The following is a 26122-nucleotide window of genomic DNA, read 5'->3' as shown; positions in this document are numbered from 1 at the left end:
TGCGCCGTATTGGAGCACAGGCTTCTACAGGCGCCAACACGGCAGGCTAGAGCCGGTGATGCGCTAGCCGGCCCTGCTCAGTGTAGTTGGAGTCGCGCGAGAGGGAAGCGGTTCGCTCGCGGCCGATCCGTTCTACCGTGCGATTCGCACCTGGTTGCGCCCGTTGTGCTTGGCCTCGTAGAGCGCCTGGTCGGCCTGCTCTAACAGGCTACCCGGTGGGACGCTGCTGCCGGCTTCGCTGATGCCGGCGCTGAGCGAGACGCTGAAGGTGCGATCACCGGCGTGGAAGGTCAGCGCGGCGAAGCGCTGGCGGATCTCGTCGAGCACCCGCTGAGCCTGCTCGGCGGTGCAGTCCGGCAGGACTGCCACGAACTCCTCGCCGCCGTAGCGCCCGAGGCTGTCGATACGGCGCAGGCGCTGGCGCAGCAGGTTGGCGAGCGAGCGGATGACGTTGTCGCCGGCGGCGTGGCCGTACTGGTCGTTGACCCGCTTGAAGTGGTCGAGATCGATCATCACCACGCTGGCCGGCTTGCCGTTGCGCTGCGCGCGCTGCACTTCGAGCGCGACCTGTTCCTTGATGTCGGCGTGCTTGAGCAGCCCAGTCAGGCTGTCGCGAGCCAGTGCATTGCTCAGCGAACGCGCGCGCTTGGCGTGGGAGAACACTGCGGCGATCAGGGCGTTGTCGCTGATCGGTTTGGTGATGAAATCGTCGCCAGCCTTGAGCAGCGCGGCCATTTGCCGGTTGATGTCGGTTTCCGCGGACAGGTAGATGATGGTCACGCGCAGCCATTCGGCGTGCAGGCGGATCATCTGCGCAAGCTCCGGGCCCGAACAGCCGGGCATGTTGACGTCCAGCAGCAGCACTTCCGGGTTGAAGGTATGCAGCGTCTCGAACAGCTCGCTGGGGTCGTTGAGGATCTCCACCAGCATCTGCGAATTGCGCAGGACGAGGCTGTAGCGGGCGGCCAGGTCGGCATCGTCGTCGACGATGAGGATGCGGTACGGCTCACTCAGCTGCAGATTGAGGCAGTGCTCGAGGCTGTTTTCCAGCGCGGTGATGTCCACCGGTCGAGTGAAATAGCCGTGGGCGCCGGCTCGTACGGCCGCGAGCTGGCTGTCGAAGTCCAGGTGCTGGCTGATCACCATCAGCGGCACCGGCGCGGTCAGCGCGTGTTGCAGGTCGGCGATGGGCTGCAGCTCGCCATCGTGCTGGCTGACGATCAGCGCGTCAGGCCGTTGCGCGAGCATGGCGGCTTCCAGCGTGCCGAGCTCGGCGAACTGGAGCATGTCGTACCCGAAATTGCCGAGGGTCTGGCACATCTGCTCGCCGGCCTGGCGGTCCGCTTCGAGCAGGTAGACGCGGCAGCCGGCCGGGTGTGACGCCTCCGGGTCGGGCAGCTTGGCCGTGGGGTTGGCGGGTGCGGCCAGGGCTTGCGTCACCCATTGCTCGACCAACTGGGCGAACTCGCGTAACGCCTGGCCGCCCGGCTTGGCGGCATCCAGCCAGCGGTCTGCGCCTTGTTCCAACTGCCGTGCCTGCTGGCCGAGCGTGGCGAAGCCGAAGGTGCCAGCGGCGCCAGCGAGCCGGTGCAGCCGCTCGCGGATCTCGCGCACGCTTTCGCGGCGCTGCTCGTGTTCCCGGGCCTGTTGCAGCTGCCCGGCGAGGGCGGCCAGTTCCGGAAGTTCCTGTTGCAGGCGTTCGGCGAATCGGTCGGTCAGGGCCTGCAGTTGGTTGAGCAGCGTGTCACTGCCATCAGTCATGCTCTGTTTCCCATATCTCGTTCAGCTGTGTGGCCAGTTGCAAGGGATCGAAGGGTTTTTGCAGCAGCTTGCGCACGCCCAGCGTGCGCAGCTCGGCGAGTTCGGCGGGCTGGTTCTGGCCGGTCAGAAGGACGACCGGGATCTGCTGCAGGTCGATCAGTGTGGACATCTGACGGAGCAGCTCCAGGCCGTCCATCTGCGGCAGCAGCATGTCCATCAGGATCATGTCCGGGGCGAAGGCCTCGACCTCGTCGAGCGCCTGCTGGGCCGTTGCGCAGCTCAAGACCTGGAAACCACCGAGCTTTTCCAGCGCGATGCGCGTCACCACCTGGATCGATGGCACGTCCTCGACGTGCAGGATGCGCTTGAGCGGTTTCATCATGACGACGCCTCCTGCGGTTCACCGGGCAGTTCGAACCAGAAGCAGGCGCCGGCACCTTCGACCGAATCGAACCCGATCTGCCCGCCCATGTGCTCGATGAGTTCCTTGCTAATCGCCAGGCCCAGGCCGGTGCCGCCCTGCTGGCGTGTGTCGGACGAATCGGCCTGGGCGAACTTGCTGAAGATGCGGTCTCGGAAGGCGTTCGCGATGCCGGGGCCCTTGTCGCGCACGCTGACGCGCACACCGCCGTCAGCGCAGGGGTTTGCCCAGAGTTCGATCGACTCCCCGCGAGGCGAAAATTTCGCCGCGTTGGATAGCAGGTTGCTCAGTACCTGCTGCAGGCGCATGGTGTCGACCTTGACCTCCACCTCCGGGCTGTCGCCGAGCAGGATGCTGACGCCATAGCTGTCGGCGTAGCCTTGATTGCTGCGCACCGCCTGTTCGAGCAACGGGCGCAACGGCTGTACTTCCAGTTCGAAACGCATCTTGCCGGCATAGAGTTTGTCGATGTCGAGCAAGTCGTCGATCAGTGCGCTGAGACGCTTGCTGTTCTGGTGGGCGATGTCGAGCAGCTCGACCAGCGCTTCGGGCACCTCCCCCATGACACCCCCGCAGATGAGCCCGAGCGAGGCGGTGATGGATGTCAGCGGCGTGCGCAGTTCATGGCTGACAGTTGAAACGAAATCACGCTGCAGTATTTCGATCTGCTTGCGTTCGGTGATGTCATGCAAAACCACCACGGCGCCGCTCTGCTCGCCGTTGGAGGCATACATCGGGTCGGCGTTGGCCAGCAGGTAGCGTGGCGTGCCATTTGCGACGATGGTCATCTCGAGATTGCGAATGCGCTCGCCGCGCAACGCCCTCATCAACGGAACTTCATCGGCGCTGAGGAGCGTTTCCCCATCAGCATGAAACAGCTGGTAGTGCTCGGCCCACCGTTCCGGCGGGACGTTCTGCACATCAAGCCCGTGCCACATGCGGGCGGCGTTGTTGAATAGCGTCAAATGGCCTTCGGCATCGCAGGCCACCACGGCTTCAGACAGAGCGTCGAGCAGCCGGCGGTTCATCTCCTGCTGCTTGTCCAGTTCGAACTGTTCGGCTTTGCGTTCGGTGACATCGGTGACCAGCCCATGCCAGAGCACCGAACCGTCAGCCTGGCGCAGCGGCGTCGCACGCGCCTCGACCCAGATCAGGCCCTTGCGTGGGTGCTCGATGCGGTGCTCCTGATGCCAGGGCGATAGCGTGTTGGCGGCCTGGCGGATGCTTTGCAGGACGCGCGTCCGGTCGTCCGGATGGATCTTGTTGTAGACCGGGCCGATGCTCGGGTCCATCTCCGAGGCATTGAGGCCGTAAATGTCCTCGACGCCCTCGCTGACATAGGGAAAGGAACTGTTGCCGTCCGGTCGCCAGCAGAACTGGAAGAGCATGCCCGGTACCTGGGCGGCGATCTGCTGCAGGCGCAGCTGCAAGTGCTCCTGGTGGGCCAGGTCGTAGGCGCTGACGACGTAACCGCGCAGCAGCTCGCGCTCGTCATGGATGGCCGAGACGTTCAGCAGCACCGGCACGTTGCCGCCGTTGCGGTGCAGCAGCCGCCACTCGCGCATCTCCCGGCGGCCTTCGATGAGCGGGGCGGTGAGCACGCCGAAGCCGGGCTCGACGGTTTCGCCCAACTCGTTGCTGAGGATTTTCGCGCGGCGGCTCAGAGCGTCGCGCGGGAACAGCATGTCGGTCAGCGATTGGCCGATCAGCATGGGCTCGGAATAGCCGAACAGGCGCTCGGCCGTCGGATTGGCACCGGAGATGCGCCCGTCGGCGGACGTGACCAGCATGGCGCTGGCCGCGCTGTTGAGCAGTGCTTGCTGCATGGCCGCCTGCTCGGCATAGCGGTGCGACTGCAGGCGCTCCTCGAACAGCCGCATGATCTGCCGGCTCAGCGTGGCCAGCGCCTCGCGCTGCTCGGTGCTGAGGCGGCGCGGTTTGCGGTCGATGACGCACAGGGTGCCCAGGTTGTAGCCGTCCGGCGTCGTCAGCGGCGCGCCGGCGTAAAAGCGGATCTTCGGATCGCCCTGGACCAGTGGGTTGTCGCAAAAACGCTGATCCTGCAGCGCATCGGTCACCTCGAAAACCTCCGGGCCCTCGATGGCGTGCGTGCAGAAAGAGATTTCGCGTGGCGTTTCGCTCGCCTCCAGGCCCTGGCGGCTCTTGAACCACTGGCGGCGATCATCGAGCAGCGAGATCAGCGCGATGGGCGTCTGGCAGATGTATGACGCGAGGTGGGTGAAATCGTCGAAGGCCGATTCATCCGGTGTGTCGAGGATTTCGTAGCGCAGCAGGGTGGCCAGCCGGGACAACTCGCGCGGCGGGGTCGGTACGCTGGTCGGCGTCTCGTCTGGCTTCATGTGGCTACCCTGCCTCGCGTGCTCGCATGTAAATGGAACGCCATTGGTCAGGCGCGACTGTCTTCCCAGATCGTCCGGATCTGGCCGGCCAGGCGCATCGGGTCGAAGGGTTTGATGATCACGTCGCGCGCGCCGAGCTTGCGCAGGTAATCGATCTCACTGGGCTGAACCTTGGCGGTCATGAAAGCCACCGGCACTTGGCTGAGATCCACGCGCTCGCTCAGCCGCGCCAGGGTCTCGGGGCCGCCCATGCCGGGCATCATCACGTCCAGCAGGATGAACTGCGGGGCGAACCGCTCGACTTCCGCCAGCGCCTGCGCACCGGATGAGCAGGACAGCACCTCGTAACCGCCAATGGCTTCGAGCGCGACTTTCGCCACGGCCTGGATGGACGGGTCGTCCTCGACGTGCAATATCCGCTTCAGCTCGGTCATGCGGTGCCTCCATCGGTCTGTACGCAGCGAACGATGCAGCAGTGTGCCATCTCCGCTGCGTGCGTTCATGCCGTCCCAGAGAAAATAGTCCGTTATCAGGCGTCGTGTGCGGGCAGCTCGAACCAGAAACAGGCGCCTTGGCCCGCCTCGGAATCAAAGCCAATGTGCCCGTGCATCTGCTCGACGAGCTCCTTGCTGATTGCCAGCCCCAACCCGGTGCCGCCCTTCTGGCGGGTGTCGGAGGAGTCGGCCTGGGAAAATTTCTGGAAGATCCGGTGCCGAAATGCCTGCGGGATGCCCGGCCCCACGTCGCGGACGGCCACGCGGACCTGATCGCCTTGGCGGCGGCTGCTCAGGGTTACGACTGCCCCGGGCGGTGAGAATTTCGCCGCGTTGGACAGCAGGTTGGCCAGCACCTGCTGCAGCCGGTGGGCGTCCACTCGCACCAGGGCGGTCACCCGCTCGCCGAATTCGAACCGCACGCCGTGTTGGTCGGCGTAGCCCTGGTTGGCGCGCAAGGCCTCGGCGAGCAGCGGCTCCAGGGGTTGTACATCGAGGTTGAAGGTCATCTTGCCGGCGATCAGCTTTTCCATGTCCAGCAGGTCATCGATCAACAGGCCGAGGCGCTGTGCGTTTTGCTGCGCAATGGTCAGCATCTGCCCGATCGCTGGCGGCACTTCACCGACGGCGCCGCCGTTGACCAGGCCCAGGGCGCCCGAGATGGACGTCAACGGGGTGCGCAACTCGTGGCTGACGATGGAAACGAACTCGCTCTTCATCTGCTCGATGCGCTTGCGTTCGGTGATGTCGCGCACCAGGCCGATGAACTTGCGCTCGCCGCGGTGGCGAATTTCCGAGACGCGCAGCTCGATGAGGAACAGCTCGCCGTTGCGACGTACTGCCTGCAATTCGCGGTTCTGCTCCAGCGCGCGCCCTTCGCCACGGCGTTCATAGGCGTCGAGATAGCCATCGTGTGCGGCGCGGTGCGGCTCGGGCATGAGCATCGAGAGATTTTGCCCGAGCATTTCCTGTTCGCTGTAGCCGAAGGTGCGCTCGGCTGCATGGTTGAAGGTTTCGATCTCGCCGCGCTGGTTGATGATGATGATCGCGTCGACCACGTTGGCGATCAGCAGCCGTACGTAACGCTCGCGTTCGTGGGCCTCGCGCTCGGCAAGGGTGCGTGCGGTGACGTCCCAGACGAAGCCGTCGTACCCCTGCAGCTTGCCGCCGGCATCGCGCAGCGCGCGGCTGATCTCCTGCACCCATAGCGTTTCGCCGCTGGCATTGATCAGGCGGTAGCTGCGCTCGGTCTGGTCCTGGCCGTTGCGCAGCAGTTCGCCACGGTCTTCGGGGTGGACGAGGCTGGCGTAGTCGCGCGTGCCCGGCGCGAGGAAGTCGGTCGCCGGGAAACCGGTCAGCCGCTCGATACCGTCGCTGAGGTAGCGCAGCGAGCGGTCGGCGCCGCGCCGGTAGACCGCGCCGGGCAGGTTGCTGACCATGCTGCGGAAGCGGCTCTCGCTCTCGGTCAAGGCCAGGGTAGTGCTCATGAGCGGGGTGATGTCGGCGACGAAGCCGTGCCAGAGGGTCGAGCCGTCGCGCAGGCGCTCGGCGGTGGCGCGGACTTCCACCCAGATCAGCCCTTTGTCGCGGTGGTTGATGCGATAGCGTGTGCTGGCGCCGCCGAGTGCCGTGGCCGACTGCTCGATCGCGGCGCGCAGGCTCTGGCGATCAGGCTCGTAGACCGCTGAAAACGCCACGGAGGCGTCGTTCATCAGCTGCTCGGGCTCGATGCCATAGAGGTCGCGCGAGCCGGCGCTGGCATAGAGGAAGCTGAAGCGGCCGTCGGGCGTGCGGCGCAGTTGGTACACCATGCCGGGCAGCAAGCTGGCAATCTTCTGGCCGCGCTCGAACAGTCGCTTGCGCTTGCGCTCCTGTTTGAGCGAGCTGATGCGGTGGGCGCGCTGCACCACGCCGCGGCGATGCAGCAAGATTGCCAGGGTGAGCAGGAGTGCCTCGGCGGTGAGCCAGGCCAGGCCCCATTTGAATAGCATTCGCCGCTCTGCCCGTTGGTGTTCGCCCAGTGCTTCGGTAACGTCGCGCCAGGCCACGGCGACGGCCATGGGCAGGCGCGTCGGGTCATCCTCCGCGCGCACGTCGTGCAAGGGCACCTGATTGAACAGGAAGCGGCGCCCGCCGGCTTCGAGCAGGCGCAGCGCCTGGCCGGAATCCGGTGCGGGGAGTGTGCGCTGCTGCGCCCAGTGCAGGATCTGCGGCGCTGAGTGGGCACTGAGCAGCCAGCCGTCGAGGCCGGGAAGTTGAATGCCGATGGGCAATTTCCAGAGCACTTCTTCGAGCTCGTAGCGATTGACCATCAGGCCCACCCCGGCGTTGAGTTCGTCACCAAGTGCGTCGAGCGGTGGCAGGATGCCGAAGCCCACTTCCAGCGCACCGATTATTTCGCTGTCCAGGCTGCTGCTGGCGCGGATGGGGACGATGGCGCGGTTGCCGGCGCTGTGGTGGCCGATATCCAGCCCGGAGACGACCTGACCCTGGGTCAGCGCGCGGTAGAGCAGCGGTCGGCGGTCGGCCACGGCGTCGCCATAGGCGTCGACGTCGTTCATGCGGACCAGGGCGATGCCGGTCTTGCCCCAGTAAATCTGCAGCTGCAGCGCGCCATTGGCCGTCATGGTGGTCCAGGTCGGGGTGAGCGAGCTGATCAATTGTGCGCGGATGCGCCCAAGGCGCGGGCCGTCCCACTCGGCACCGGCATTGACGGCCCGGTCAGCCTGGCGGACCAGCCGCAGGGTCTGCGGGCTCGCGCTCAGTGCTGTCGCCAATACCCGCGCACGCTCCTCGAGCCCCCGTTGCGCGCTGCGCAGCGCCAGCGCTTGCAGCTCGCCCTGCTGCTCGATCTGCAGCGCCTGGAGCGCGCCGCGTGCGCGGTAGTCATTGACGGCCAGCCCACCAAACAGCAACGCCAGCAGGAGGCTGCCGACGCTCAGAATCCAGCGCGGGTCGGTGGTGCGGGGCATCGTTTTCATCGAGAAAGGGGACCGGACATCGCTGCATGTAAGGATTGGACTCGTGATCCCCAAGGGGTTCCGGGCCGGTGCGGCAGGTTAGTGGCGTGATGCCATTATCGCAACGAGCCTTGGATATGTGGTGCTGCCGCCTGGTGGCATGCTTGGCTTATCGGCGGCTTGAATGATTTCTGTCAGACCCTGAAACGAAAAAGCATGGATGAACGACGGACGGGGGACGTATCTCGGCGCACAGCAGCGAATAATGTGGGCAGGTCCGAGATCGCGGGCCCGCGTTTCCAATACGAGGCAGCACCTTCTATGTGGCATTCCGGTTTTCTTGGCCTCTCCGCCTGGCAAGTGGTGGCGGTCACGTTGCTTCTGACTCACGTCACCATCGTCTCCGTGACGGTGTACCTGCACCGCTACTCGGCGCACCGTTCGCTCGAGCTGAACGGCGGGCTCAAGCACTTCTTCCGCTTCTGGCTGTGGTTGACCACGGCCATGAACACCCGCGAGTGGACGGCCATCCACCGCAAGCACCACGCTAAATGCGAGACCGCCGAAGACCCGCACAGCCCTGTGCAGAAGGGGCTGGGTACCGTCCTGCGGCGTGGCGCCGAGCTCTACATGGAAGAGGCGAAAAACGAGGACACCCTGCGCATCTACGGCAAGAACTGCCCGGACGACTGGATCGAGCGCAACCTCTATTCGCGTTTTCCCAACCTAGGCATTGTGTTGATGCTGGCCATCGACCTGGCTCTGTTCGGCGCCCTCGGCCTGACGGTTTGGGCGGTGCAGATGATCTGGATTCCGTTCTGGGCCGCCGGCGTGGTGAACGGCCTCGGCCACGCGGTGGGCTATCGCAACTTCGAATGCCGTGACGCGGCGACCAATCTGGTGCCCTGGGGCATCCTCATTGGTGGCGAGGAACTACACAACAACCACCACACCTACCCGAACTCGGCCAAGCTCTCGGTGCGCAAATGGGAGTTCGACATGGGCTGGGCCTGGATCAAGCTGTTCAGCCTGCTGGGGCTGGCCAAGGTCAACCGCACCGCACCCATCGCGCATCGGGTCGACGACAAGCACCAGCTCGACATGGACAGCGCCATGGCGATCCTTAACAACCGCTTTCAGATCATGGCCCAGTACCGCAAGCAGGTAATCGGCCCGCTGGTGCGCCTGGAAGTCGAGCGTGCGGACGCCTCGGTGCGTCACCACCTGCGCCGCGCCAAGCGCCTGTTGGCGCGTGAGCCAAGCTTGCTGCAAGACGACCAGCACGCTCGCATCGCGGTGATTCTGGAGCAGAGCCAATCGCTCAAGGTGATCTACGAACAGCGCCTGGCGCTGCAACAGATCTGGACGCGCACCAGCGCCAATGGTCACGAGATGCTCAACGCCATCAAACAATGGGTGCAGGACGCCGAAGCGAGTGGCATTCAGTCGCTTCGCGAGTTCGCCGAGCAGCTGCGGACCTACTCGTTGGCGCCGGCCATCGCCCGCTGACGACCTCTGATCGGCGCGATTGGCGGCAATCGCGCCGGCCGGAACTTTAGTTAGGCGGCACTCTCTCAACTGCATTCTTTTGTCAGCGACAGCTGCCCCGGCGCCGCCGGTGCCTGCCGCCTTTCCGGAACGCAGGTATGAATCTGTTGAAGCAGCGCAGAGAAACAGGCCAGGGCATCGTCCCGCCGTCCGAGACACAAACCCTTCTAGCGCTGATGCATGCGCGGGCGGAGGTCGAGCGGCTGAGCGAGCGCGAGCAGCTGTTCAGCACGCTCATGGGCGCGGTCAATGCGGTGCTCTGGGCGTTCGACTGGAAGGCTCAGCAGATGATCTATGTCAGCCCGGCCTACGAGCAGATCTTCGGTCGCTCCGCCGCGCTCTTGCTGGCCAACTTCGACGAGTGGCGCAACAGCGTTTACCCCGACGACGTCGAATATGCTCAGCAGACCATGCTCGAAGTGCTCGAGAAGGGCGCCGTCGAAGAACGCCAGTACCGCATCATCCGTGCCGATGGGCAGCTGCGTTGGCTCAGCGACAAATGTTTCGTCGCGCGCCGCGCCGATACCGCTCACGGGCCGATCATCGTTGGCATCGCTGAGGACATCACCGAAAAGAAGCAACTTGAAGGTGAACTGCAGCGTCTGGCCACCATCGATGTGCTGACCCAGAGCAGCAACCGCCGCCACTTCTTCGAATGTGCCCAGCGCGAGTTCGACCTGGCACGCCAGTACGCCACGCCCATGGCGTTCCAATTGCTCGACATCGATGACTTCAAGCGCATCAACGATACCCACGGTCACCAGATGGGCGATCAGGTCTTGCAGCGCGTGGCCCAGTGTGGCTCGTCGGTGCTGCGCCGCGGCGACCTGTTCGGACGCATCGGTGGCGAGGAATTCGCGCTGCTGCTGCCCGGCTGCCAGCCGGATCTTGCCGAACAGATCGCCGAGCGCCTGCAGCGCGAGATTCAGCGCCTGGTCTTCACCAGTGCCGACGGCCAGCGTTTCGGCGTGACCGTGAGCCTCGGCGTCACCTACCTGCGGGCCAGCGATCCCGATCTCAGCGTGCTGTTCGCTCGCGCCGATGCGGCTATGTACACCGCCAAGCGCCTGGGCAAGAACCAGGTGATCGTTGGCTGATTGGCGGCGGAACATACCGATTGGCCTGGCCGGCTAGCAGCCGGCCCCCGGCGTTCACTGGCGGGCAGATCGGCGGCGCTTCATTCGGCGGGCAGTCTCGAACCGGCATCAATCCGCTTTGCGGTAGACGTCGTCGAACCGGACGTTGAGCCCGCCACATCGGCTGTTATCCGTGACCACAAGATGGCCGGCGACATGCTGCAGCGTCACCTGACAATCGAATTCATCATCCCCTTCGCTGATCGTCAGCAGGTCGCCTGAAGGCCGGGCATGGCCGGAGAAGGCGCCAATGTGAACGATGGGCTCTCCGTCGCTGTTGCGTCCGCCTTGCCACATGGCCTCGCCTTCAACGGTCAAGGGGCTGTCGGGCGAGGGATGGGTGATGAGGATGCGATTGCCACCTGCGATGGGAAGCCAGCGACCAACCCAGTCACTGGCGGTCGGTGCTGGCATTGCATCGTCGGTACGGACGTGACGTGACGGCAGCCAGCCGACGAACTCTCGCGTGCTGGAGAAGTACCAGCCGCATGCCCAACCGTCCTCTTCCCGGCCGACCAGGAGCTCGTCACCGTTAACGAGATAGGCGCGTCGAATGCAGGACGCCTGCTCCGGGCAGCCAACCGCGTCATCGCGAAAATGCACACGTTGACCGGCATCGGCCACAACCTCCGCTGGCCGTACCGCGCCAGCGAACGCTGGAAAGAAGCCATTACGGCAGGAGTAGGGCTCGGCTGCCTGCGTTGAGTGCGCCAGCAGCATGCCTAGCAGAACGGCTCCGATTCGCACGGCGTTTGGCCTCCCCAGTACAACCCGGCTTGCCCGGAGGCATCCGGCTACCTCATTGAGCGGTTCAGCGGCGCCGGTTGCTGCTGAGTGATGCAATGGATATTGCCGCCGCCGAGCAGGATCTCCCGGCCGGGCACCATGACTACCTGATGCGCCGGGAAGACCTCAGCGAGGATGCGTTCGGCCTCGGCGTCCAAGGGGTCGCCAAAGGCCGGGGCGATGATGCCGCCATTGACGATCAGGAAGTTCACGTAACTGCCGGCCAGGCGGATCGAGGGGTCACGTGGCTGGCTGCCGTCCAGCGCGACAACTCCGGCGCACTCCGCTTCGGTGGCGTGCAACGGGCCGGGGATGGGCATCTTGTGCACGGTGATCGCGCGGCCCTGGGCGTCACGAGCCTTCTCCAACACGGCCATGGCGGCCTGGCAACGCTCGAAGTTGGGGTCGGCCGGGTCGTCCGTCCAGGCTAGCAGGACTTCGCCGGGGCGTACGAAGCAGCAGAAGTTGTCGACGTGGCCGTCGGTCTCGTCGTTGAACAGGCCGTGTGGCAACCAGATGACGGTTTCGATCGACAGGTGATCACGCAGCACCGCCTCGATGGCTTCACGCGACAGGTGCGGGTTGCGGTTCTTGTTGAGCAGGCATTCCTCGGTGGTAATCAGCGTACCTTCGCCATCGACATGAATGGAGCCGCCTTCGAGCACGAAGCCTTCCGTGCGGTAGCGGTCGCAACGCTCGATTTCGAGAATCTTCTGGGCCACCTCGTCGTCACGCGCCCAGTCGGCATACAGCCCGCCGTCATGGCCGCCCCAGGCGTTGAACGTCCAGTCCACGCCACGCAGCCCGCCCTTGCCGTCGCAGATAAACGTCGGCCCGGTGTCACGGACCCAGGCGTCGTCGGTGCTCATTTCAATCACTCGGATGCTTGCATGGTCCAGCGCATCACGGGCGGCAAGGAATTGTGCGGGCATCGCACACACGGTGACCGGCTCGAAACGGGCGATGGCCTTGGCCACCGCGGCAAAGGCGGCCTGGGCCGGCGCGCCGTTGTCGCGCCAGTTGTCCGGGCGCTGCGGCCAGACCATCCAGGTCTGGCTGTGCGGCGCCCATTCGGCGGGCATGAAATAGCCGTCTTGGCGGGGCGTGGAGGTCAGGGTGGTCATGGCGGATCCTGTGATGACAAGGCGGTTGGGACGGCGCTGTGGCGAGGCCAGCCGCCCGAAACGTCACCCGCCCGGCCGTAGCCAGGCGGAGGGTGCCGCGTGTGAAGGGAGGCAGGCGTATCGGGCGCTATTGGACGCCAAGCCGCCCTGCGGTGCAATCCGCCGGGCGGGGCAGTCAGACGGTGTGCAGGTACCAGTTGTATTCGAGGTCGGAGATCGAGTGTTCGAACTCCGCCAGTTCGCTTTCCTTGCAGGCGACGAAGATATCGATGTAGTCCGGATTGATGTAGCGGGCCATGATCTCACTGTCGTCGAGCTCGCGTAGGGCATCGCGCAGGTTGGTTGGCAGGCTTTGTTCAACCTGTTCGTATGAGTTGCCCTCGATGGGCTGGTCGGGCTCGATCTCGTTGGTGAGGCCGTGATGGATGCCAGCCAGCACACCGGCCAGCAGCAGGTAGGGGTTGGCGTCCGCGCCGGCGACGCGATGCTCGATGCGCACCGCGTCGGGGCTGTCGGTGGGTACGCGCAGCGCGACGGTGCGATTGTCCAGGCCCCAGCAGGGCGCGTTCGGTACATAGAACTGCGCGCCGAAGCGCCGGTAGGAGTTGACGTTGGGGCAGAGGAAGGCCATCGAAGCCGCCATGGTCTGCTGGATACCACCGATGGCGTGGCGCAACTTGGCGCTTTCGAGCGGGGTGTCGGTCGCGAAGATGTTGTTGCCGCTCTTGTCGAGAAGCGAGATATGCACGTGCAGCCCGTTACCGGCCTGGCCCGGGTAGGGCTTGGCCATGAAGGTACTGTCCATCTCGTGGTCGTAGGCGATGTTCTTGATCAGGCGCTTGAGCAGGACGGCGTAGTCGCACGCCTTGATCGGATCGGCGACGTGATGCAGGTTCACTTCGAATTGCGCTGGCGCGCTTTCCTTGACGATGGCATCGGCGGGTATGCCCTGTTCCTTGGCACCCTCGAGGATGTCCTGCAGGCAGTCGACATACTCGTCGAGGTCATCGATCAGGTAGACCTGAGTCGAGTGCGGGCGTTTGCCCGAGATCGGCGAGCGCGGTGGTTGCGGCCGGCCGTTCACGTTCTCCTGGTCGATCAAGTAGAACTCGAGCTCGAAGGCGGCGCAGATCGTCAGGCCCAGGGCGTCGAACTTGCTGACCACCTGGCGCAGCACCTCGCGCGGGTCGGCGAAGAAGGGCGAACCGTCACGCTCGTGCATGGTCATCAACAGCTGCGCGGTAGGGCGCTTCTGCCAGGGCTCGTTGCTCAGGGTGTTGGGGATGGGGAAGCAGGTCCGGTCGGAGTCGCCGATGTCCATGCCCAGCCCGGTGCTCTCGACGGTGATGCCATTGATGTCTAGGGCGAACAGCGAGGCGGGGAGGTTGATGCCTTTCTCATAAACCTTGTGCAGGCTGGCGCGCTCGATGCGCTTGCCTCGGACGACGCCATTCATGTCTGCGATCAGCAGGTCGACGTACTGGACCTCCGGGTGTTCCTTGAGAAACGCGTTCGCTTCGTTGAGCTGAACGGCACGCGGCGGGGGAAGCATGATGAAGCACCTTAATTGTTAAAAATTTCAATCATCAAATGGCTCGTCTCGGAGTCAATCGAAAAGCCCTGTCGCTGTCAATAGGCCTCGGAAATGCCCTGTGAAGGCCCACAATGGGCGTTTTTGGGGCAATTGGTGCGTGGCCGATGCGAAGCGGCGACAGCTTTCCGAAGTGCCAATGCTTGGCTATTGTCTATAAAAATGAACAAGACTACTCTCCGACGAGCCCCATCCGAAAAGACGAGTATCACATGCCTCGCGTGCCATTGATCGGCGTTTCGGCCTGTACCAGGCAGATCGGCCACCACAATTTTCATATCGCCGGTGACAAGTACCTGCGTGCGGCGGCTATTGCCGGCATGCCACTGGTGATTCCGGCACTCGGCGAACTGATCGACCCAGAGGCCCTACTCGATAGCGTAGACGGTCTGCTCTTCACCGGCTCGCCATCCAATGTCGAACCCCACCACTACGGCGGCCCGGCCAGCGCCGAAGGTACGCCACACGACCCCTCCCGCGACCGCCTCACCCTGCCGCTTATTCGCGCGGCGGTAGACGCGGGCGTGCCGGTGTTCGGGGTCTGCCGGGGGTATCAGGAAATGAACGTGGCGTTCGGCGGCAGCCTGCACCAGAAGGTGCACGAGGTCGGCCCCTACGCCGATCACCGCGAGCGCGCCGACGATCCGGTCGAGGTCCAGTACGGGCTCAGCCATCCGCTGCACGTTCAGCCAGGCGGCCTGCTTGAGCAGCTCGGCTTGCCGGCGCAGATCCAGGTCAATTCGGTGCATGGTCAGGGCGTCGAGCGGCTAGGCCAGGGGCTGCGCATCGAGGCACTGGCCCCGGACAAGTTGATCGAAGCGTTTTCTGTCGAGGGCGCACGCAGCTTCGCCCTCGGCGTACAGTGGCATCCAGAATGGAAGGTGCATGAGCACCCACACTACCTGGCGTTGTTCGAGGGTTTTGCCCGCGCTTGCCGGGAACGCGCAGGACGGCGCTGAGCGCAGCCGGCACGGCGCTCGCTTCATCAATTTCGAGGTCGATATGTCCAGCAAACTCGACCAGCTCACCGGCTGGCTGAAAGAACGCAAGATTACCGAGGTGGAATGCCTGATCAGTGACCTGACCGGCATCGCCCGCGGCAAGATTTCCCCGACGAACAAGTTTCTCGACGAGAAGGGCATGCGCCTGCCTGAGAGCGTCCTGCTGCAGACGGTAACGGGCGACTACGTCGAGGACGACATCTATTACGAATTGCTCGACCCGGCGGACATCGACATGTTCTGCCGCCCCGATGCCGATGCCGTCTTCCTGGTGCCCTGGGCCATCGAACCCACCGCTCAAGTCATCCACGACACCTACGACAAGATGGGCAACCCCATCGAGATCTCGCCGCGCAATATCCTCAAGCGCGTGCTGAAAATGTATGCCGACAAAGGCTGGCAGCCGATCGTTGCGCCGGAAATGGAGTTCTACCTGACCAAGCGTTGCGAGGACCCGGACCTGCCGTTCCAGCCGCCCATTGGCCGGTCGGGTCGGCAGGAAACGGGCCGGCAATCATTTTCCATCGACGCGGCCAACGAGTTCGATCCGTTGTTCGAGGATATGTACGACTGGTGCGAGGCGCAGGGGCTGGACCTGGATACGCTGATCCACGAGGAAGGCACCGCGCAGATGGAGATCAACTTCCGTCACGGCGAGGCGCTGCACCTGGCCGATCAGATCCTCGTATTCAAGCGCACCATGCGCGAGGCGGCGTTGAAGCACAACGTGGCGGCCACGTTCATGGCCAAGCCCATGACCGGCGAGCCGGGCAGTGCGATGCACTTGCACCAGAGCGTGGTGGACATGGAAACCGGGCGAAACATTTTCTCCAATCCGGACGGCTCGATGAGCCAGCTATTCCTGCATCACGTCGGCGGCCTGCAGAAATACATCCCGGAGCTGTTGCCGATGTTCGCGCCGAACGTGAACTCCTTCCGCCGCTTCCTGCCCGATACCTCGGCACCGGTGAACGTAGAGTGGGGCGAGGAAAACCGCACCGTCGGGCTTCGTGTGCCGGATTCGGACCCGCAGAACCGCCGCGTCGAGAATCGCCTGGCCGGCGCCGATGCCAACCCGTATCTGGCCATCGCTGCGAGCCTGCTGTGCGGCTACATCGGCATGGTCGAGGAGCTCAATCCCAGCCCGCAGGTACGTGGCCGTGGCTACGAGCGGCGCAACCTGCGCCTGCCGTTGACCCTGGAAACCGCCCTGGAGCGAATGGAGAACTGCCGTGAACTGCGCAAGTACCTCAGCCCGAAATTCATCACGGGCTACATCGCGGTCAAGCGCGCCGAGCAGGAGAACTACAACCGCGTGATCAGTTCCTGGGAGCGCGAGTTCCTCATGCTGTCTGTGTAAACGCGAGGCGAGAAGGCTAACGGCTGGACGGACAGCAAATCCTGGGTGGGTGCGTTTCAAGCATCTGCTCAAGCATGACAACCAAGAGGTGATTGATGAGCGAATCGCAAACCCTGCAGTGGCAAGCCCTGAGCCGTGACCATCACCTGCCGCCGTTCACCGACTACAAGGCGCTGAACGCCAAAGGCACCCGGATCATCACCCGAGGCGAGGGCGTCTACTTGTGGGACAGCGAAGGCCACCGGATCCTCGATGCGATGGCCGGGCTCTGGTGCGTCAACCTGGGCTATGGGCGAGAGGAGCTGGTCGAGGCGGCAACCCGCCAGATGCGCGAGTTGCCCTACTACAACCTGTTCTTCCAGACGGCCCACCCCCCGGCGCTCGCACTGGCCAAGGCCATCGCCGAAATCGCGCCCGAAGGCATGAACCATGTGTTCTTCACCGGTTCCGGTTCCGAGGCGAACGACACCGTGCTGCGCATGGTGCGCCATTACTGGGCAATCAAGGGCCAGCCGCAGAAGAAAGTGGTGATTGGCCGCTGGAACGGCTACCACGGCTCGACGGTGGCGGGTGCCAGCCTCGGCGGTATGAAGGCCATGCACGAGCAGGGCGACGGGCCGATCCCGGGGATCGAGCACATCGACCAGCCCTACTGGTTCGGTGAAGGCGGCGACATGGACCCGGACGAATTCGGCGTGCGCGTCGCCGAGCAGCTGGAGCAGAAGATTCGCGAGGTCGGCGAGGACAAGGTGGCAGCCTTTATCGCGGAGCCGATCCAGGGCGCGGGTGGCGTCATCATTCCTCCGGACAGCTACTGGCCGAAGATCCGCGAGATCCTGGCGCGCTACGACATCCTCTTCGTCGCCGACGAGGTCATTTGTGGATTCGGTCGCACCGGCGAGTGGTTCGGCAGCGACTACTACGGTAATGCGCCGGATCTGATGCCGATCGCGAAGGGCTTGACGTCCGGCTACCTGCCGATGGGGGGCGTGGTGGTGCGCGACGAAGTGGTGCACACACTCAATGAAGGCGGCGAGTTCTACCACGGCTTTACCTATTCAGGGCACCCGGTCGCCGCCGCGGTGGCGCTGGAAAACATCCGCATCATGCGCGAGGAGAAAATTGTCGAGCGGGTGAAGAGCCAGACGGCACCCTATTTGCAGTCTCGCTGGCGTGAGCTGGTCGAGCACCGGCTGGTGGGCGAGGCGCGTGGCGTCGGCATGCTCGGTGCGCTGGAGCTGGTCAAGAACAAGAAAACCCGCGAGCGCTTCGCCGATTCGGGCGTCGGCATGCTCTGCCGTGAGCATTGCTTCCGCAACGGCCTGGTGATGCGCGCGGTGGGGGACACCATGATCATCTCGCCGCCGCTTGTGATTAACGAGGCGCAGATCGACGAGCTGATCGATAAGGTTCGGCTGTGCCTGGACGCCACCGCGAAGGACGTACGCGGATGAGCGGCAGGGCGCTGCCAGCCTGGCCGAAAGGTCTGGCGTTGGCGGCACCCGTCAAAGCGGCGCAAAGCGTGTCCGGCCTGTTGAAAAATCGCTGCCGACCTTGCCAGACTGCGCGCGTGTTCTGGCCTGACCTACCGAGGGGTGTGTCGATGCCGGCACAGCCACACTAGCAACCCAGGCGCAATGGGGGTTGGCGAGCGAGCCGGGCCCTGCGTGACCTGTCCCTAGCCCCGATATAAACGATGACAACAGGAGCTGCACGGATGAAACCCTTTGCCAAGACCCTTCTCGCATTGACGCTGGCTGGCGCGGCCGCCGGCGCTGCACAGGCCGAAGACAAGGTACTGCACGTTTTCAACTGGTCCGACTACATCGCCGAAGACACGCTGGAAAACTTTACGAAGGAAACCGGCATCAAGGTCGTCTACGACGTGTTCGACAGCAACGAGGTGCTCGAAGCCAAGCTGCTGGCTGGCAGCTCCGGTTATGACGTGGTGGTGCCGTCCAACCCCTTCCTGGCCAAGCAGATCAAGGCTGGCGTGTTCCAGAAGCTGGACAAGTCCAAGCTGCCGAACTGGGAAAACCTGGACCAGGACCTGCTCAAGGCGCTCGAGCCGAGCGACCCCGCCAACCAGTACGCCGTCCCTTACATGTGGGGCACCATCGGCATCGGCTACAACGCCGAGAAGGTCAAGGCCGTGCTCGGCGAGAACGCGCCGGTCGACTCCTGGGACCTGGTATTCAAGCCCGAGAACATGGAGAAGCTGAAGTCCTGCGGCGTTTCCTTCCTCGACTCGCCGACCGAGATCCTGCCAGCCGCGCTGCATTACCTAGGCTACGCGCCGGACAGTGGCAAGAGCGACGAGCTGAAGAAGGCCGAGGAACTGTTCATGCAGATCCGCCCGAACGTCGCCTATTTTCACTCCTCGAAGTACATCTCCGACCTGGCCAACGGCAACATCTGCGTTGCGATTGGCTATTCAGGTGACATTTACCAGGCCAAGGCACGCGCCGAAGAAGCCGGTGGCAACATCAAGGTCAGCTACAACATTCCGAAAGAAGGCGCCGGCACCTTCTTCGACATGCTGGCCGTGCCGGCAGATGCGAAGAACGTCGACAACGCCCATGTCTTCCTCAACTACCTGATGAAGCCTGAGGTCATGGCTTCGATCACCAACTACGTGCAGTTCCCCAACGGCAACGCCAAAGCCACGCCGCTGGTTGACGAAGCGATCCGTACCGACCCGGGCGTCTACCCGAGCCAGGATGTGTTGAAGAAGCTGTACACCTTCCCTGACCTGGAACCCAAGACCCAGCGTGCCATGACTCGCAGCTGGACGAAGATCAAGTCCGGTCGTTGATGAGTGGCCCTTTCGGCCAGGCTCGTAGGTCTGGCCGAAAGGGTTAGCTGGCGTCTCCACGCCGGCATTGTGGGACCTGAGGATGTAAGGCTTGACGCTCGCTGTACTGGCTGATGAGCGCCACGCGCAGTACTTCGCCGGCTCGAACGCATCGCCAGTTGCGTTCCGCCTGTTGATTTTTCGAGGTTTTTCAAATAAACAGCCCGCCTTTCGCCCCGCTGAGCGTCCGGCAGCTGCTACAAAGAGGACTATTCCATGCGCACGACACTGAAGTCGCTCATCGCCGCCATTGCCGTTAGCGGGGCCGTATCGGCCCAGGCTGCCTCCGTACATATCTACAACTGGTCGGACTACATCGGCGAAACGACGCTGGAAGAGTTCGAAAAGGAGACGGGCATCAAGCCGGTCTACGATGTCTTCGATTCCAACGAGACCCTGGAAGGCAAACTCCTCGCCGGCCGTACCGGCTACGACGTGGTGGTGCCGTCCAATCATTTCCTCGGCAAGCAGATCAAGGCTGGTGCCTTCCAGAAGCTTGATAAGAGCAAATTGCCGAACTGGGAAAACCTCGATCCGGCCCTGCTCAAGCAGCTGGAGAAGAACGACCCGGGTAACGCCTATGCAGCACCCTATCTGTGGGGGACCAACGGGATCGGCTACAACGTCGAACAGGTGACCAGTGCGCTGGGCATTGAGAAGGTCGATTCCTGGGCCGTTATCTTCGAGCCGGAGAACGCTAAGAAGCTTGCCGGCTGCGGGATCGCGCTGCTCGATTCGGCCGACGAGATGATCCCTGCCATGCTCAACTATCTGGGGCTCGATCCCAATAGCGAGAATCCCGAGGACTACGCCAAAGCAGAAGCCAAACTGTTGGAAATTCGCCCCTACGTACGCTATTTCCACTCGTCCAAGTACGTTTCCGATCTCGCCAACGGCAATATCTGCATCGCCGCCGGGTTCTCGGGCGACGTCTTCCAAGCCGCCGCACGCGCCGACGAAGCGGGTAAAGGCATCGACATCGCTTATTCGATTCCCAAAGAGGGCGGCAACCTCTGGTTCGACATGCTGGCCATCCCGGCCGACGCGCAGAACGTCGACGAAGCGCATACCTTCATCAACTACCTCCTCAAGCCTGAGGTGATCGCCTCCGTAAGTGACTACGTCGGCTATGCCAACCCCAATGTGAAGGCGGACACGGTGATGGACCAGGAAGTACGCAACGACCCGGCTGTGTATCCGCCGCAAGCGGTGCTTGACCGCCTCTATGTGTCGGCGGAGCTGCCACCGAAGGTGATGCGCCTGATGACGCGCAGCTGGACCAAGGTCAAGTCCGGCCAATGACAATACCGGGCGCCACGGGCCTGGCTTCGGCCATCCGCGGCGCCTGCACACAGACGATTCCTCCGGCCGTGCCGGTTTCTATTTTTCATTCGGGAGTTCGCGCATGGCCGTAGCCTCCAGCGCCTACAAAAAGGCCCTCACTGGTGAGAGCCAAAGCAAGCAGGTGCTGCTGAAGATCGATCGCGTCACCAAGAAGTTCGACGAAACGGTGGCGGTCGATGATGTCTCGCTGAGCATTCACCAAGGCGAAATATTCGCGCTATTGGGCGGTTCCGGCTCGGGCAAGTCCACGTTGCTGCGCATGCTGGCCGGCTTCGAGCGACCCACCGAGGGGCGCATCTTTCTTGATGGCCAGGACATCACCGATATGCCGCCCTACGAGCGGCCGATCAACATGATGTTCCAGTCCTATGCGTTGTTCCCGCATATGACGGTGGAGCAGAACATCGCCTTTGGGCTCAAGCAGGACGGCCTGCCGAAGGACGAGGTCCAGGCGCGGGTGAATGAAATGCTCAGCCTTGTGCAGATGACTCAGTACGCCAAGCGCAAACCGCACCAGCTTTCGGGCGGGCAGCGTCAGCGGGTAGCGCTGGCTCGCTCGCTGGCCAAGCGGCCCAAGCTGCTCTTGCTCGACGAGCCCATGGGCGCGTTGGACAAGAAGCTGCGCTCGCAGATGCAGCTTGAGCTGGTACAGATCATCGAACGCGTCGGCGTGACCTGCGTGATGGTTACCCATGACCAGGAAGAGGCCATGACGATGGCCGAACGCATCGCCATCATGCATCTCGGCTGGATCGCCCAGGTCGGCAGCCCCATGGACATCTACGAGACCCCGGCGAGCCGGCTGGTGTGCGAGTTCATCGGCAACGTGAATCTGTTCGAGGGCGAACTGATCGAGGACATGGGCGACCATGCCGTCATCGCTTCGCCCGGCCTTGAAAACCCGATCTATGTAGGCCATGGCATCAGCACCCGGGCACAGGATAAGCACATCACCTACGCGATCCGGCCGGAAAAGCTGCTGATCGGAACCGAGTTACCGGAACTCGAGCGGCCCGGATACAACTGGGCCAAGGGCGTCGTCCATGACATCGCCTACCTGGGCGGCCATTCGGTGTACTACATCAAGATGCCGTCTGGCGGCATGCTCCAGGCGTTCATGGCCAACGCCGAACGTCACGTGAAACTGCCGACCTGGGAAGAGGAGGTATTCGTCTATTGGTGGGACGACAGCGGCGTGGTGCTGCAGGCATGAGGCGCTCACCGCTGAACGCCGGCCGCCGCCTGGTCATTGGCGTGCCCTTCCTGTGGCTGACGCTGTTCTTCCTGCTGCCGTTCGCCATCGTGCTGAAGATCAGCTTTTCCGAAGCCGATGTGGCGATCCCGCCCTATACGGATATTTTTGCCTACGCCGACCAGCAGCTGCAGGTGCTGATCAATCTGGGCAATTACATTTTCCTCAGCGAGGACGATCTCTACTGGGCCGCGTACGCCGGATCGCTGCGGATCGCCTTCTTCAGCACCCTGTTGTGCCTGTTGATCGGCTACCCGATGGCTTATGCCATTGCGCGCGCACGCAAGGACGTGCAGACCGTCCTGCTGTTGCTGGTGATGATGCCGACCTGGACCGCCATCCTGATCCGCGTCTACGCCTGGATGGGCATCCTCAGCAGCAACGGCATTCTCAACGGCCTGCTACAGGGGTTGGGGCTGATCGACGCGCCGTTGCAGATCCTCAATACCGATGTCGCGGTTTATATCGGTGTGGTGTATTCCTACCTGCCTTTCATGATCCTGCCGCTGTACGCCAACCTCGTGAAGCATGACTTCAGCCTCCTGGAGGCTGCGTCCGACCTGGGCGCGAGCAACCTCAGCGCGTTCTGGAAGATCACCGTGCCGCTGTCGAAGAACGGGATCATCGCCGGTTGCATGCTGGTGTTCATTCCGGTGGTGGGGGAGTTCGTCATCCCCGAGCTGCTCGGTGGGCCGGAGACGTTGATGATCGGCAAAGTGCTCTGGCAAGAGTTTTTCAATAACCGTGACTGGCCGGTGGCGTCCGCCTTGGCGGTGGTGATGCTGGCGATCCTGTTGGTGCCGATCATCTTGTTCAACCGCAACCAGAGCAAGGAACTGGAGGGCAAGCTATGAAGCGCTACAGCTTCTCCAACCTGATGCTGGTGCTCGGGTTGCTGTTCATCTACCTGCCGATGGTGCTGTTGGTCATCTACTCGTTCAACGCCTCGCGGCTGGTGACGGTCTGGGGCGGCTGGTCGGTCAAGTGGTACGTCGGCTTGCTGGACAACAACCAGCTCATGGGCGCCGTGATGCGTTCGCTGGAAATCGCCGCCTACACCGCCGTCGCCGCGGTGGCGCTGGGCACCATGGCGGCTTTCGTGCTGACCCGTATCCCGGTCTTCCGGGGGCGCACCCTGTTCGGTGGGCTGGTGACCGCGCCGCTGGTCATGCCTGAAGTGATCACCGGTCTTTCACTGCTGTTGCTCTTCGTGGCCATGGCGCAACTGGTCGGCTGGCCGGCCCAGCGCGGCATTGTCACCATCTGGATCGCGCACACGACGTTCTGCTCGGCCTATGTCGCGGTGATCGTGATGGCGCGCCTGCGCGAACTCGACCAGTCGATCGAAGAAGCTGCGATGGACCTGGGCGCCAGGCCGTGGAAGGTGTTCTTTCTGATCACCATGCCGATGATCGCACCTTCGCTGGCCGCCGGCGGCATGCTGTCGTTTGCGCTCTCGTTGGATGATCTGGTCCTGGCGAGCTTTGTCTCCGGCCCCGGCTCGACCACCCTGCCGATGGAGATTTTCTCCGCCGTGCGGCTGGGCGTGAAGCCGGAGATCAATGCCGTAGCCAGCCTGATCCTGCTGGTCGTGTCGCTGGCGACCTTCATCGCCTGGTACCTCGGCCGGCGCGCCGAGAAGCGTCGCGTTCGGGCAATGCGCCAGGCGATGGACGAAACCACCGGGCAGGGCATGCAGCCGCTGGATGACACCGTACGCACGCCGCCCGCTGCGCACAGCTGAGTGTTACTGCCTGGCGGCCTCCTGCCAGGCACAGAAGCAGGCGACCGCCAGCGAATGGCTGGCGCGTACGCTGCGTCCGGCGAGGATGGCTTCGATGATGGGCTCCACGAAGCTGTTGTCCGAGCTGCACACCGCGCCCTCGCTGTAGGGCCCTAGATAGGCCAGTTTCCCTTCCGTATCCCAAATGCCGACCGCTGGGCTGGCGGGCAGGGCGTCCGCGCCGGAGAAGGCCGCCAGCGGCTCGAGCGCGGAGAGCTGCGACGGCAGGCGGCCCTGACTGCCAGGCTTCTGCACGACGTAGAACTTCACGTCTTTGCCCCCATAGCGTGACAGCAACTCTTCGAGGTGCCGCTGGTTGCCGACATTGCAGGGGCACGCCGGGTCCCAGAAGTGCACGAAGCGCACCGGCCCTAGCCCCTGTAGCGCCGCGGGCAGTACCAGTGCGTCGCCGGAAAAAAGCTCCGCGCGCTCGCCTTCGAAAGTGCGCAAGTACCGGGACTCGAACCAGCGGAACGCCGCGAGCATGGCGCCGCCCCAGACGAGGGCAATCAGGCTGGCGATAACGAATGTGCATTTCTTCGACATGGCGGTCTCTCGTTGGGGGCGCCAGCTTGCCATGACTGGGCATAGAGCTGAATATCGGCCCCTGTCCGAAATAGATGCCCTTATGTCACCTGCCATCGATCCCGACCAGCTACGCACCCGCCTCGCCGCGTTCGATACGCTCACCGAGCCGACGCCCGATGGCGTGCATTACCAGGCCTACTACGGCCTGGACCTGCCGCATCGCAGCAACATCAGGCGGCACCTTGGGCGCCTGGCCGTTCATGATTACGAAATCGTTGCGCAAGCCTGGTATCCCGAGCAGCCGGTGGCGACGCTGCTGATCTTTCATGGTTACTACGATCACACGGGCCTTTACCGGCACGTGGTGGACTGGGGCTTGCAGATGGGCTTCGTGGTCGTGGCCTGCGACTTGCCTGGGCATGGTCTGTCCAGCGGACCGCGGGCCAGCATCAACGAGTTCGATGAATACCAGGCGGTACTTCAGGCGCTGCTCGGCGAGGCGCAGAAGCTCGACCTACCGCGCCCGTGGCACCTTCTTGGGCAGAGCACCGGTGCGGCTATCGTTGTCGATCATCTGTTGCATCAGCCTGTAGGCCCCGAGCTTGGGCGCGGCATCCTGCTCGCACCCTTGGTACGGCCTTGCGCCTGGCGCTGGTCGCGCGTGACCTACGAGGTGGTGCGCCGTTTCGCCACCCAGATTCCGCGGCGCTTCAGCGATAACTCCAATGATCCGGATTTCCTCGCCTTCATCCGCACCCATGACCCGCTGCAGCCGGACATCCTGCCGACCGCCTGGGTCGGTGCGCTGGCGCGGTGGATCCCGCGTATCGAAGGGGCTCCGCCGAGCGACCACAGCCCGCTCATCGTTCAAGGCGAGGCAGACATGACGGTGGACTGGCAGCACAACCTGCCGGTGCTCCAGAGCAAGTTCGCGGCGCCGGAGATCCTGCGCCTACCCGAAGCACGTCATCACCTGGCGAACGAAGTGGAAGGCCTGCGTAAGCGGTATTTCGGCTTTCTCGGCGAGCGCCTGCGCTGAACCTCAGGCGCCGCGCTGCGCCTGGATTTCTTCACTGCTGAGCCCAACCGCGAGTCCGGCGCGGAGCGCTTGCAAGGCGGCCTGGTAATAGGCCTGGCCGGCATCTGAGCGCGCGAACTCGACGAACTCCTCTAGCTCGGCATCGGACAGTTCGCGATAGATGAACAGAAGGGTGTTGTCCAGATCGCTTTCAACCTGTTGCTGCATGCGTTGGCGCTGGCTATCCAGCAAGCCCTGGGCCTGGTTGCCGCCCAGCAGGCCGGGAATCATCTGGCTGAGGCTGTCGGCCGCAACTCCGGCCAGCGCAAGGCTGACTTCCGCGCCGGCCTCGGCTGCAGGTAGCGCCTGGGCCAGGTGGCGGATCAACAACTGTCGGTTGCTGCCCGCCTCCATCCGGGGAATGCCATTCTCGTAGCGGGCCAGCTGCTCCCGTCGCCCGGCAAGCGTCTCGGCGGCTACGACCTTATGGCCCAGCGGCGACTGGAAGAACTCCAGTGCCGGCTGCGGGTTGTCGAGCGTTTGCCGCAGCGCCTGCTTCGCACGGAAATCGATCGCGTCGACGGCAAAGCGGCGGTTGCTGTTAGTCACAAGTGCCTGGTAGACCGCCGGCGGCAGTGTGTTCTTGTAGCGCTGCTGTGCGGCCAGCAGTGCGTCCTTGAAATTGGCGCGTTGTTCGGTCCAGCCAGCGGTCTCGTAAAGCTCGTCGTACGTATCGGCGAAGCTGTTCAAGCTAAAGGCTAGTAATGCAATGGCAATAAGGGCGCGCATGGAAACTCCTGT

Annotated in this window: 22 protein-coding genes; 12 read left to right on the top strand and 10 right to left on the bottom strand. The window is 63.6% G+C overall.

Annotation, left to right across the window (positions count from 1 at the left end; genetic code table 11):
* Positions 1 to 132: 132 nt before the first annotated feature.
* The 5 genes from KXR72_RS14520 to KXR72_RS14500 form a co-directional block, all read right to left on the bottom strand.
* A complete protein-coding gene (locus tag KXR72_RS14520) occupies positions 133 to 1761 on the bottom strand; it encodes a diguanylate cyclase (protein ID WP_437421796.1) in 1629 nt (542 codons plus the stop codon).
* Complete coding sequence (locus KXR72_RS14515; RefSeq protein WP_437421987.1) at positions 1754 to 2140, bottom strand: response regulator; 387 nt, start codon at positions 2138 to 2140, stop codon at positions 1754 to 1756. Before KXR72_RS14515 ends, KXR72_RS14520 begins: the two co-directional genes overlap by 8 nt.
* The gene (locus KXR72_RS14510) at positions 2140 to 4542 is read right to left on the bottom strand and encodes a PAS domain S-box protein (protein ID WP_437421795.1); all 2403 of its coding nucleotides are present in this window, start codon (positions 4540 to 4542) and stop codon (positions 2140 to 2142) included. Before KXR72_RS14510 ends, KXR72_RS14515 begins: the two co-directional genes overlap by 1 nt.
* 47 nt (positions 4543 to 4589) lie before the next feature.
* A complete protein-coding gene (locus KXR72_RS14505) occupies positions 4590 to 4976 on the bottom strand; it encodes a response regulator (RefSeq protein WP_437421794.1) in 387 nt (128 codons plus the stop codon).
* Between the two features lie 95 nt (positions 4977 to 5071).
* Positions 5072 to 6847 (bottom strand): PAS domain S-box protein, encoded by a 1776-nt coding sequence (locus KXR72_RS14500; RefSeq protein ID WP_437421986.1) that lies wholly within the window; start codon positions 6845 to 6847, stop codon positions 5072 to 5074.
* Between the two features lie 645 nt (positions 6848 to 7492).
* Between KXR72_RS14500 and KXR72_RS14495 the strand changes: the two genes are divergently transcribed.
* From KXR72_RS14495 to KXR72_RS14485, 3 genes are all read left to right on the top strand, one after another.
* Positions 7493 to 8107, top strand: coding sequence for a hypothetical protein (locus KXR72_RS14495; protein WP_437421793.1), 615 nt, complete (start codon positions 7493 to 7495; stop codon positions 8105 to 8107).
* Between the two features lie 210 nt (positions 8108 to 8317).
* Positions 8318 to 9505, top strand: coding sequence for a delta-9 fatty acid desaturase DesA (gene desA / locus KXR72_RS14490; RefSeq protein ID WP_437421792.1), 1188 nt, complete (start codon positions 8318 to 8320; stop codon positions 9503 to 9505).
* Positions 9506 to 9642: 137 nt separating this feature from the next.
* Positions 9643 to 10641, top strand: a complete 999-nt coding sequence (locus KXR72_RS14485; protein WP_437421791.1) for a GGDEF domain-containing protein — start codon at positions 9643 to 9645, stop codon at positions 10639 to 10641.
* Positions 10642 to 10749: 108 nt separating this feature from the next.
* On the opposite strand, the gene KXR72_RS14480 is transcribed toward KXR72_RS14485, so the two are convergent.
* The 3 genes from KXR72_RS14480 to KXR72_RS14470 all read right to left on the bottom strand — a co-directional run bounded on the left by KXR72_RS14480 (position 10750) and on the right by KXR72_RS14470 (position 14142).
* Positions 10750 to 11427 carry a hypothetical protein gene (locus tag KXR72_RS14480; RefSeq protein ID WP_437421790.1) on the bottom strand — a complete coding sequence of 226 codons (678 nt, stop codon included), beginning with the start codon at positions 11425 to 11427 and terminating at the stop codon, positions 10750 to 10752.
* 47 nt (positions 11428 to 11474) lie between these two features.
* Positions 11475 to 12590 (bottom strand): agmatine deiminase, encoded by a 1116-nt coding sequence (aguA, locus tag KXR72_RS14475; RefSeq protein ID WP_437421789.1) that lies wholly within the window; start codon positions 12588 to 12590, stop codon positions 11475 to 11477.
* Between the two features lie 175 nt (positions 12591 to 12765).
* Positions 12766 to 14142 carry a glutamine synthetase family protein gene (locus tag KXR72_RS14470; RefSeq protein WP_437421788.1) on the bottom strand — a complete coding sequence of 459 codons (1377 nt, stop codon included), beginning with the start codon at positions 14140 to 14142 and terminating at the stop codon, positions 12766 to 12768.
* 251 nt (positions 14143 to 14393) lie between these two features.
* Here KXR72_RS14470 and KXR72_RS14465 point away from each other — a divergent pair, with 251 nt between their 5' ends.
* From KXR72_RS14465 to KXR72_RS14430, 8 genes are all read left to right on the top strand, one after another.
* Entirely contained in the window at positions 14394 to 15140 is a 747-nt protein-coding gene (locus KXR72_RS14465; RefSeq protein WP_437421787.1) for a gamma-glutamyl-gamma-aminobutyrate hydrolase family protein, read from the top strand.
* 43 nt (positions 15141 to 15183) lie between these two features.
* Positions 15184 to 16542 (top strand): glutamine synthetase family protein, encoded by a 1359-nt coding sequence (locus KXR72_RS14460; protein ID WP_437421985.1) that lies wholly within the window; start codon positions 15184 to 15186, stop codon positions 16540 to 16542.
* A gap of 95 nt (positions 16543 to 16637) precedes the next feature.
* Positions 16638 to 17996 (top strand): aspartate aminotransferase family protein, encoded by a 1359-nt coding sequence (locus tag KXR72_RS14455; RefSeq protein ID WP_437421786.1) that lies wholly within the window; start codon positions 16638 to 16640, stop codon positions 17994 to 17996.
* A 263-nt stretch (positions 17997 to 18259) separates the two neighbouring features.
* The gene (locus tag KXR72_RS14450) at positions 18260 to 19357 is read left to right on the top strand and encodes a polyamine ABC transporter substrate-binding protein (protein ID WP_437421785.1); all 1098 of its coding nucleotides are present in this window, start codon (positions 18260 to 18262) and stop codon (positions 19355 to 19357) included.
* A gap of 255 nt (positions 19358 to 19612) precedes the next feature.
* The gene (locus KXR72_RS14445) at positions 19613 to 20698 is read left to right on the top strand and encodes a polyamine ABC transporter substrate-binding protein (RefSeq protein WP_437421784.1); all 1086 of its coding nucleotides are present in this window, start codon (positions 19613 to 19615) and stop codon (positions 20696 to 20698) included.
* 103 nt (positions 20699 to 20801) lie between these two features.
* Positions 20802 to 21953: a polyamine ABC transporter ATP-binding protein gene (potA, locus tag KXR72_RS14440; RefSeq protein ID WP_437421783.1), complete on the top strand. Its 1152-nt coding sequence runs from the start codon at positions 20802 to 20804 to the stop codon at positions 21951 to 21953.
* On the top strand, positions 21950 to 22846 hold the full coding sequence (locus tag KXR72_RS14435; protein ID WP_437421782.1) for an ABC transporter permease subunit: 897 nt from the start codon (positions 21950 to 21952) through the stop codon (positions 22844 to 22846). Before potA ends, KXR72_RS14435 begins: the two co-directional genes overlap by 4 nt.
* Complete coding sequence (locus KXR72_RS14430) at positions 22843 to 23736, top strand: ABC transporter permease subunit (protein WP_437421781.1); 894 nt, start codon at positions 22843 to 22845, stop codon at positions 23734 to 23736. The genes KXR72_RS14435 and KXR72_RS14430 overlap by 4 nt, the downstream gene beginning before the upstream one ends.
* 3 nt (positions 23737 to 23739) lie before the next feature.
* Here KXR72_RS14430 and KXR72_RS14425 read toward each other — a convergent pair whose 3' ends face one another.
* Complete coding sequence (locus KXR72_RS14425) at positions 23740 to 24321, bottom strand: DUF6436 domain-containing protein (protein WP_437421780.1); 582 nt, start codon at positions 24319 to 24321, stop codon at positions 23740 to 23742.
* 82 nt (positions 24322 to 24403) lie between these two features.
* On the opposite strand from KXR72_RS14425, the gene KXR72_RS14420 reads away from it, so the two are divergent.
* Positions 24404 to 25342, top strand: a complete 939-nt coding sequence (locus KXR72_RS14420; RefSeq protein WP_437421779.1) for an alpha/beta hydrolase — start codon at positions 24404 to 24406, stop codon at positions 25340 to 25342.
* Between the two features lie 3 nt (positions 25343 to 25345).
* Here KXR72_RS14420 and KXR72_RS14415 read toward each other — a convergent pair whose 3' ends face one another.
* A complete protein-coding gene (locus KXR72_RS14415) occupies positions 25346 to 26110 on the bottom strand; it encodes a hypothetical protein (protein ID WP_437421778.1) in 765 nt (254 codons plus the stop codon).
* Between the last annotated feature and the right edge of the window lie 12 nt (positions 26111 to 26122).

The organism is Stutzerimonas chloritidismutans, from assembly GCF_051486945.1.
Lineage (GTDB): Bacteria > Pseudomonadota > Gammaproteobacteria > Pseudomonadales > Pseudomonadaceae > Stutzerimonas > Stutzerimonas chloritidismutans_B.
The sequence above is the reverse complement of the archived record's forward strand: the minus strand, read 5'-3'. Positions and strand labels throughout refer to the sequence as shown.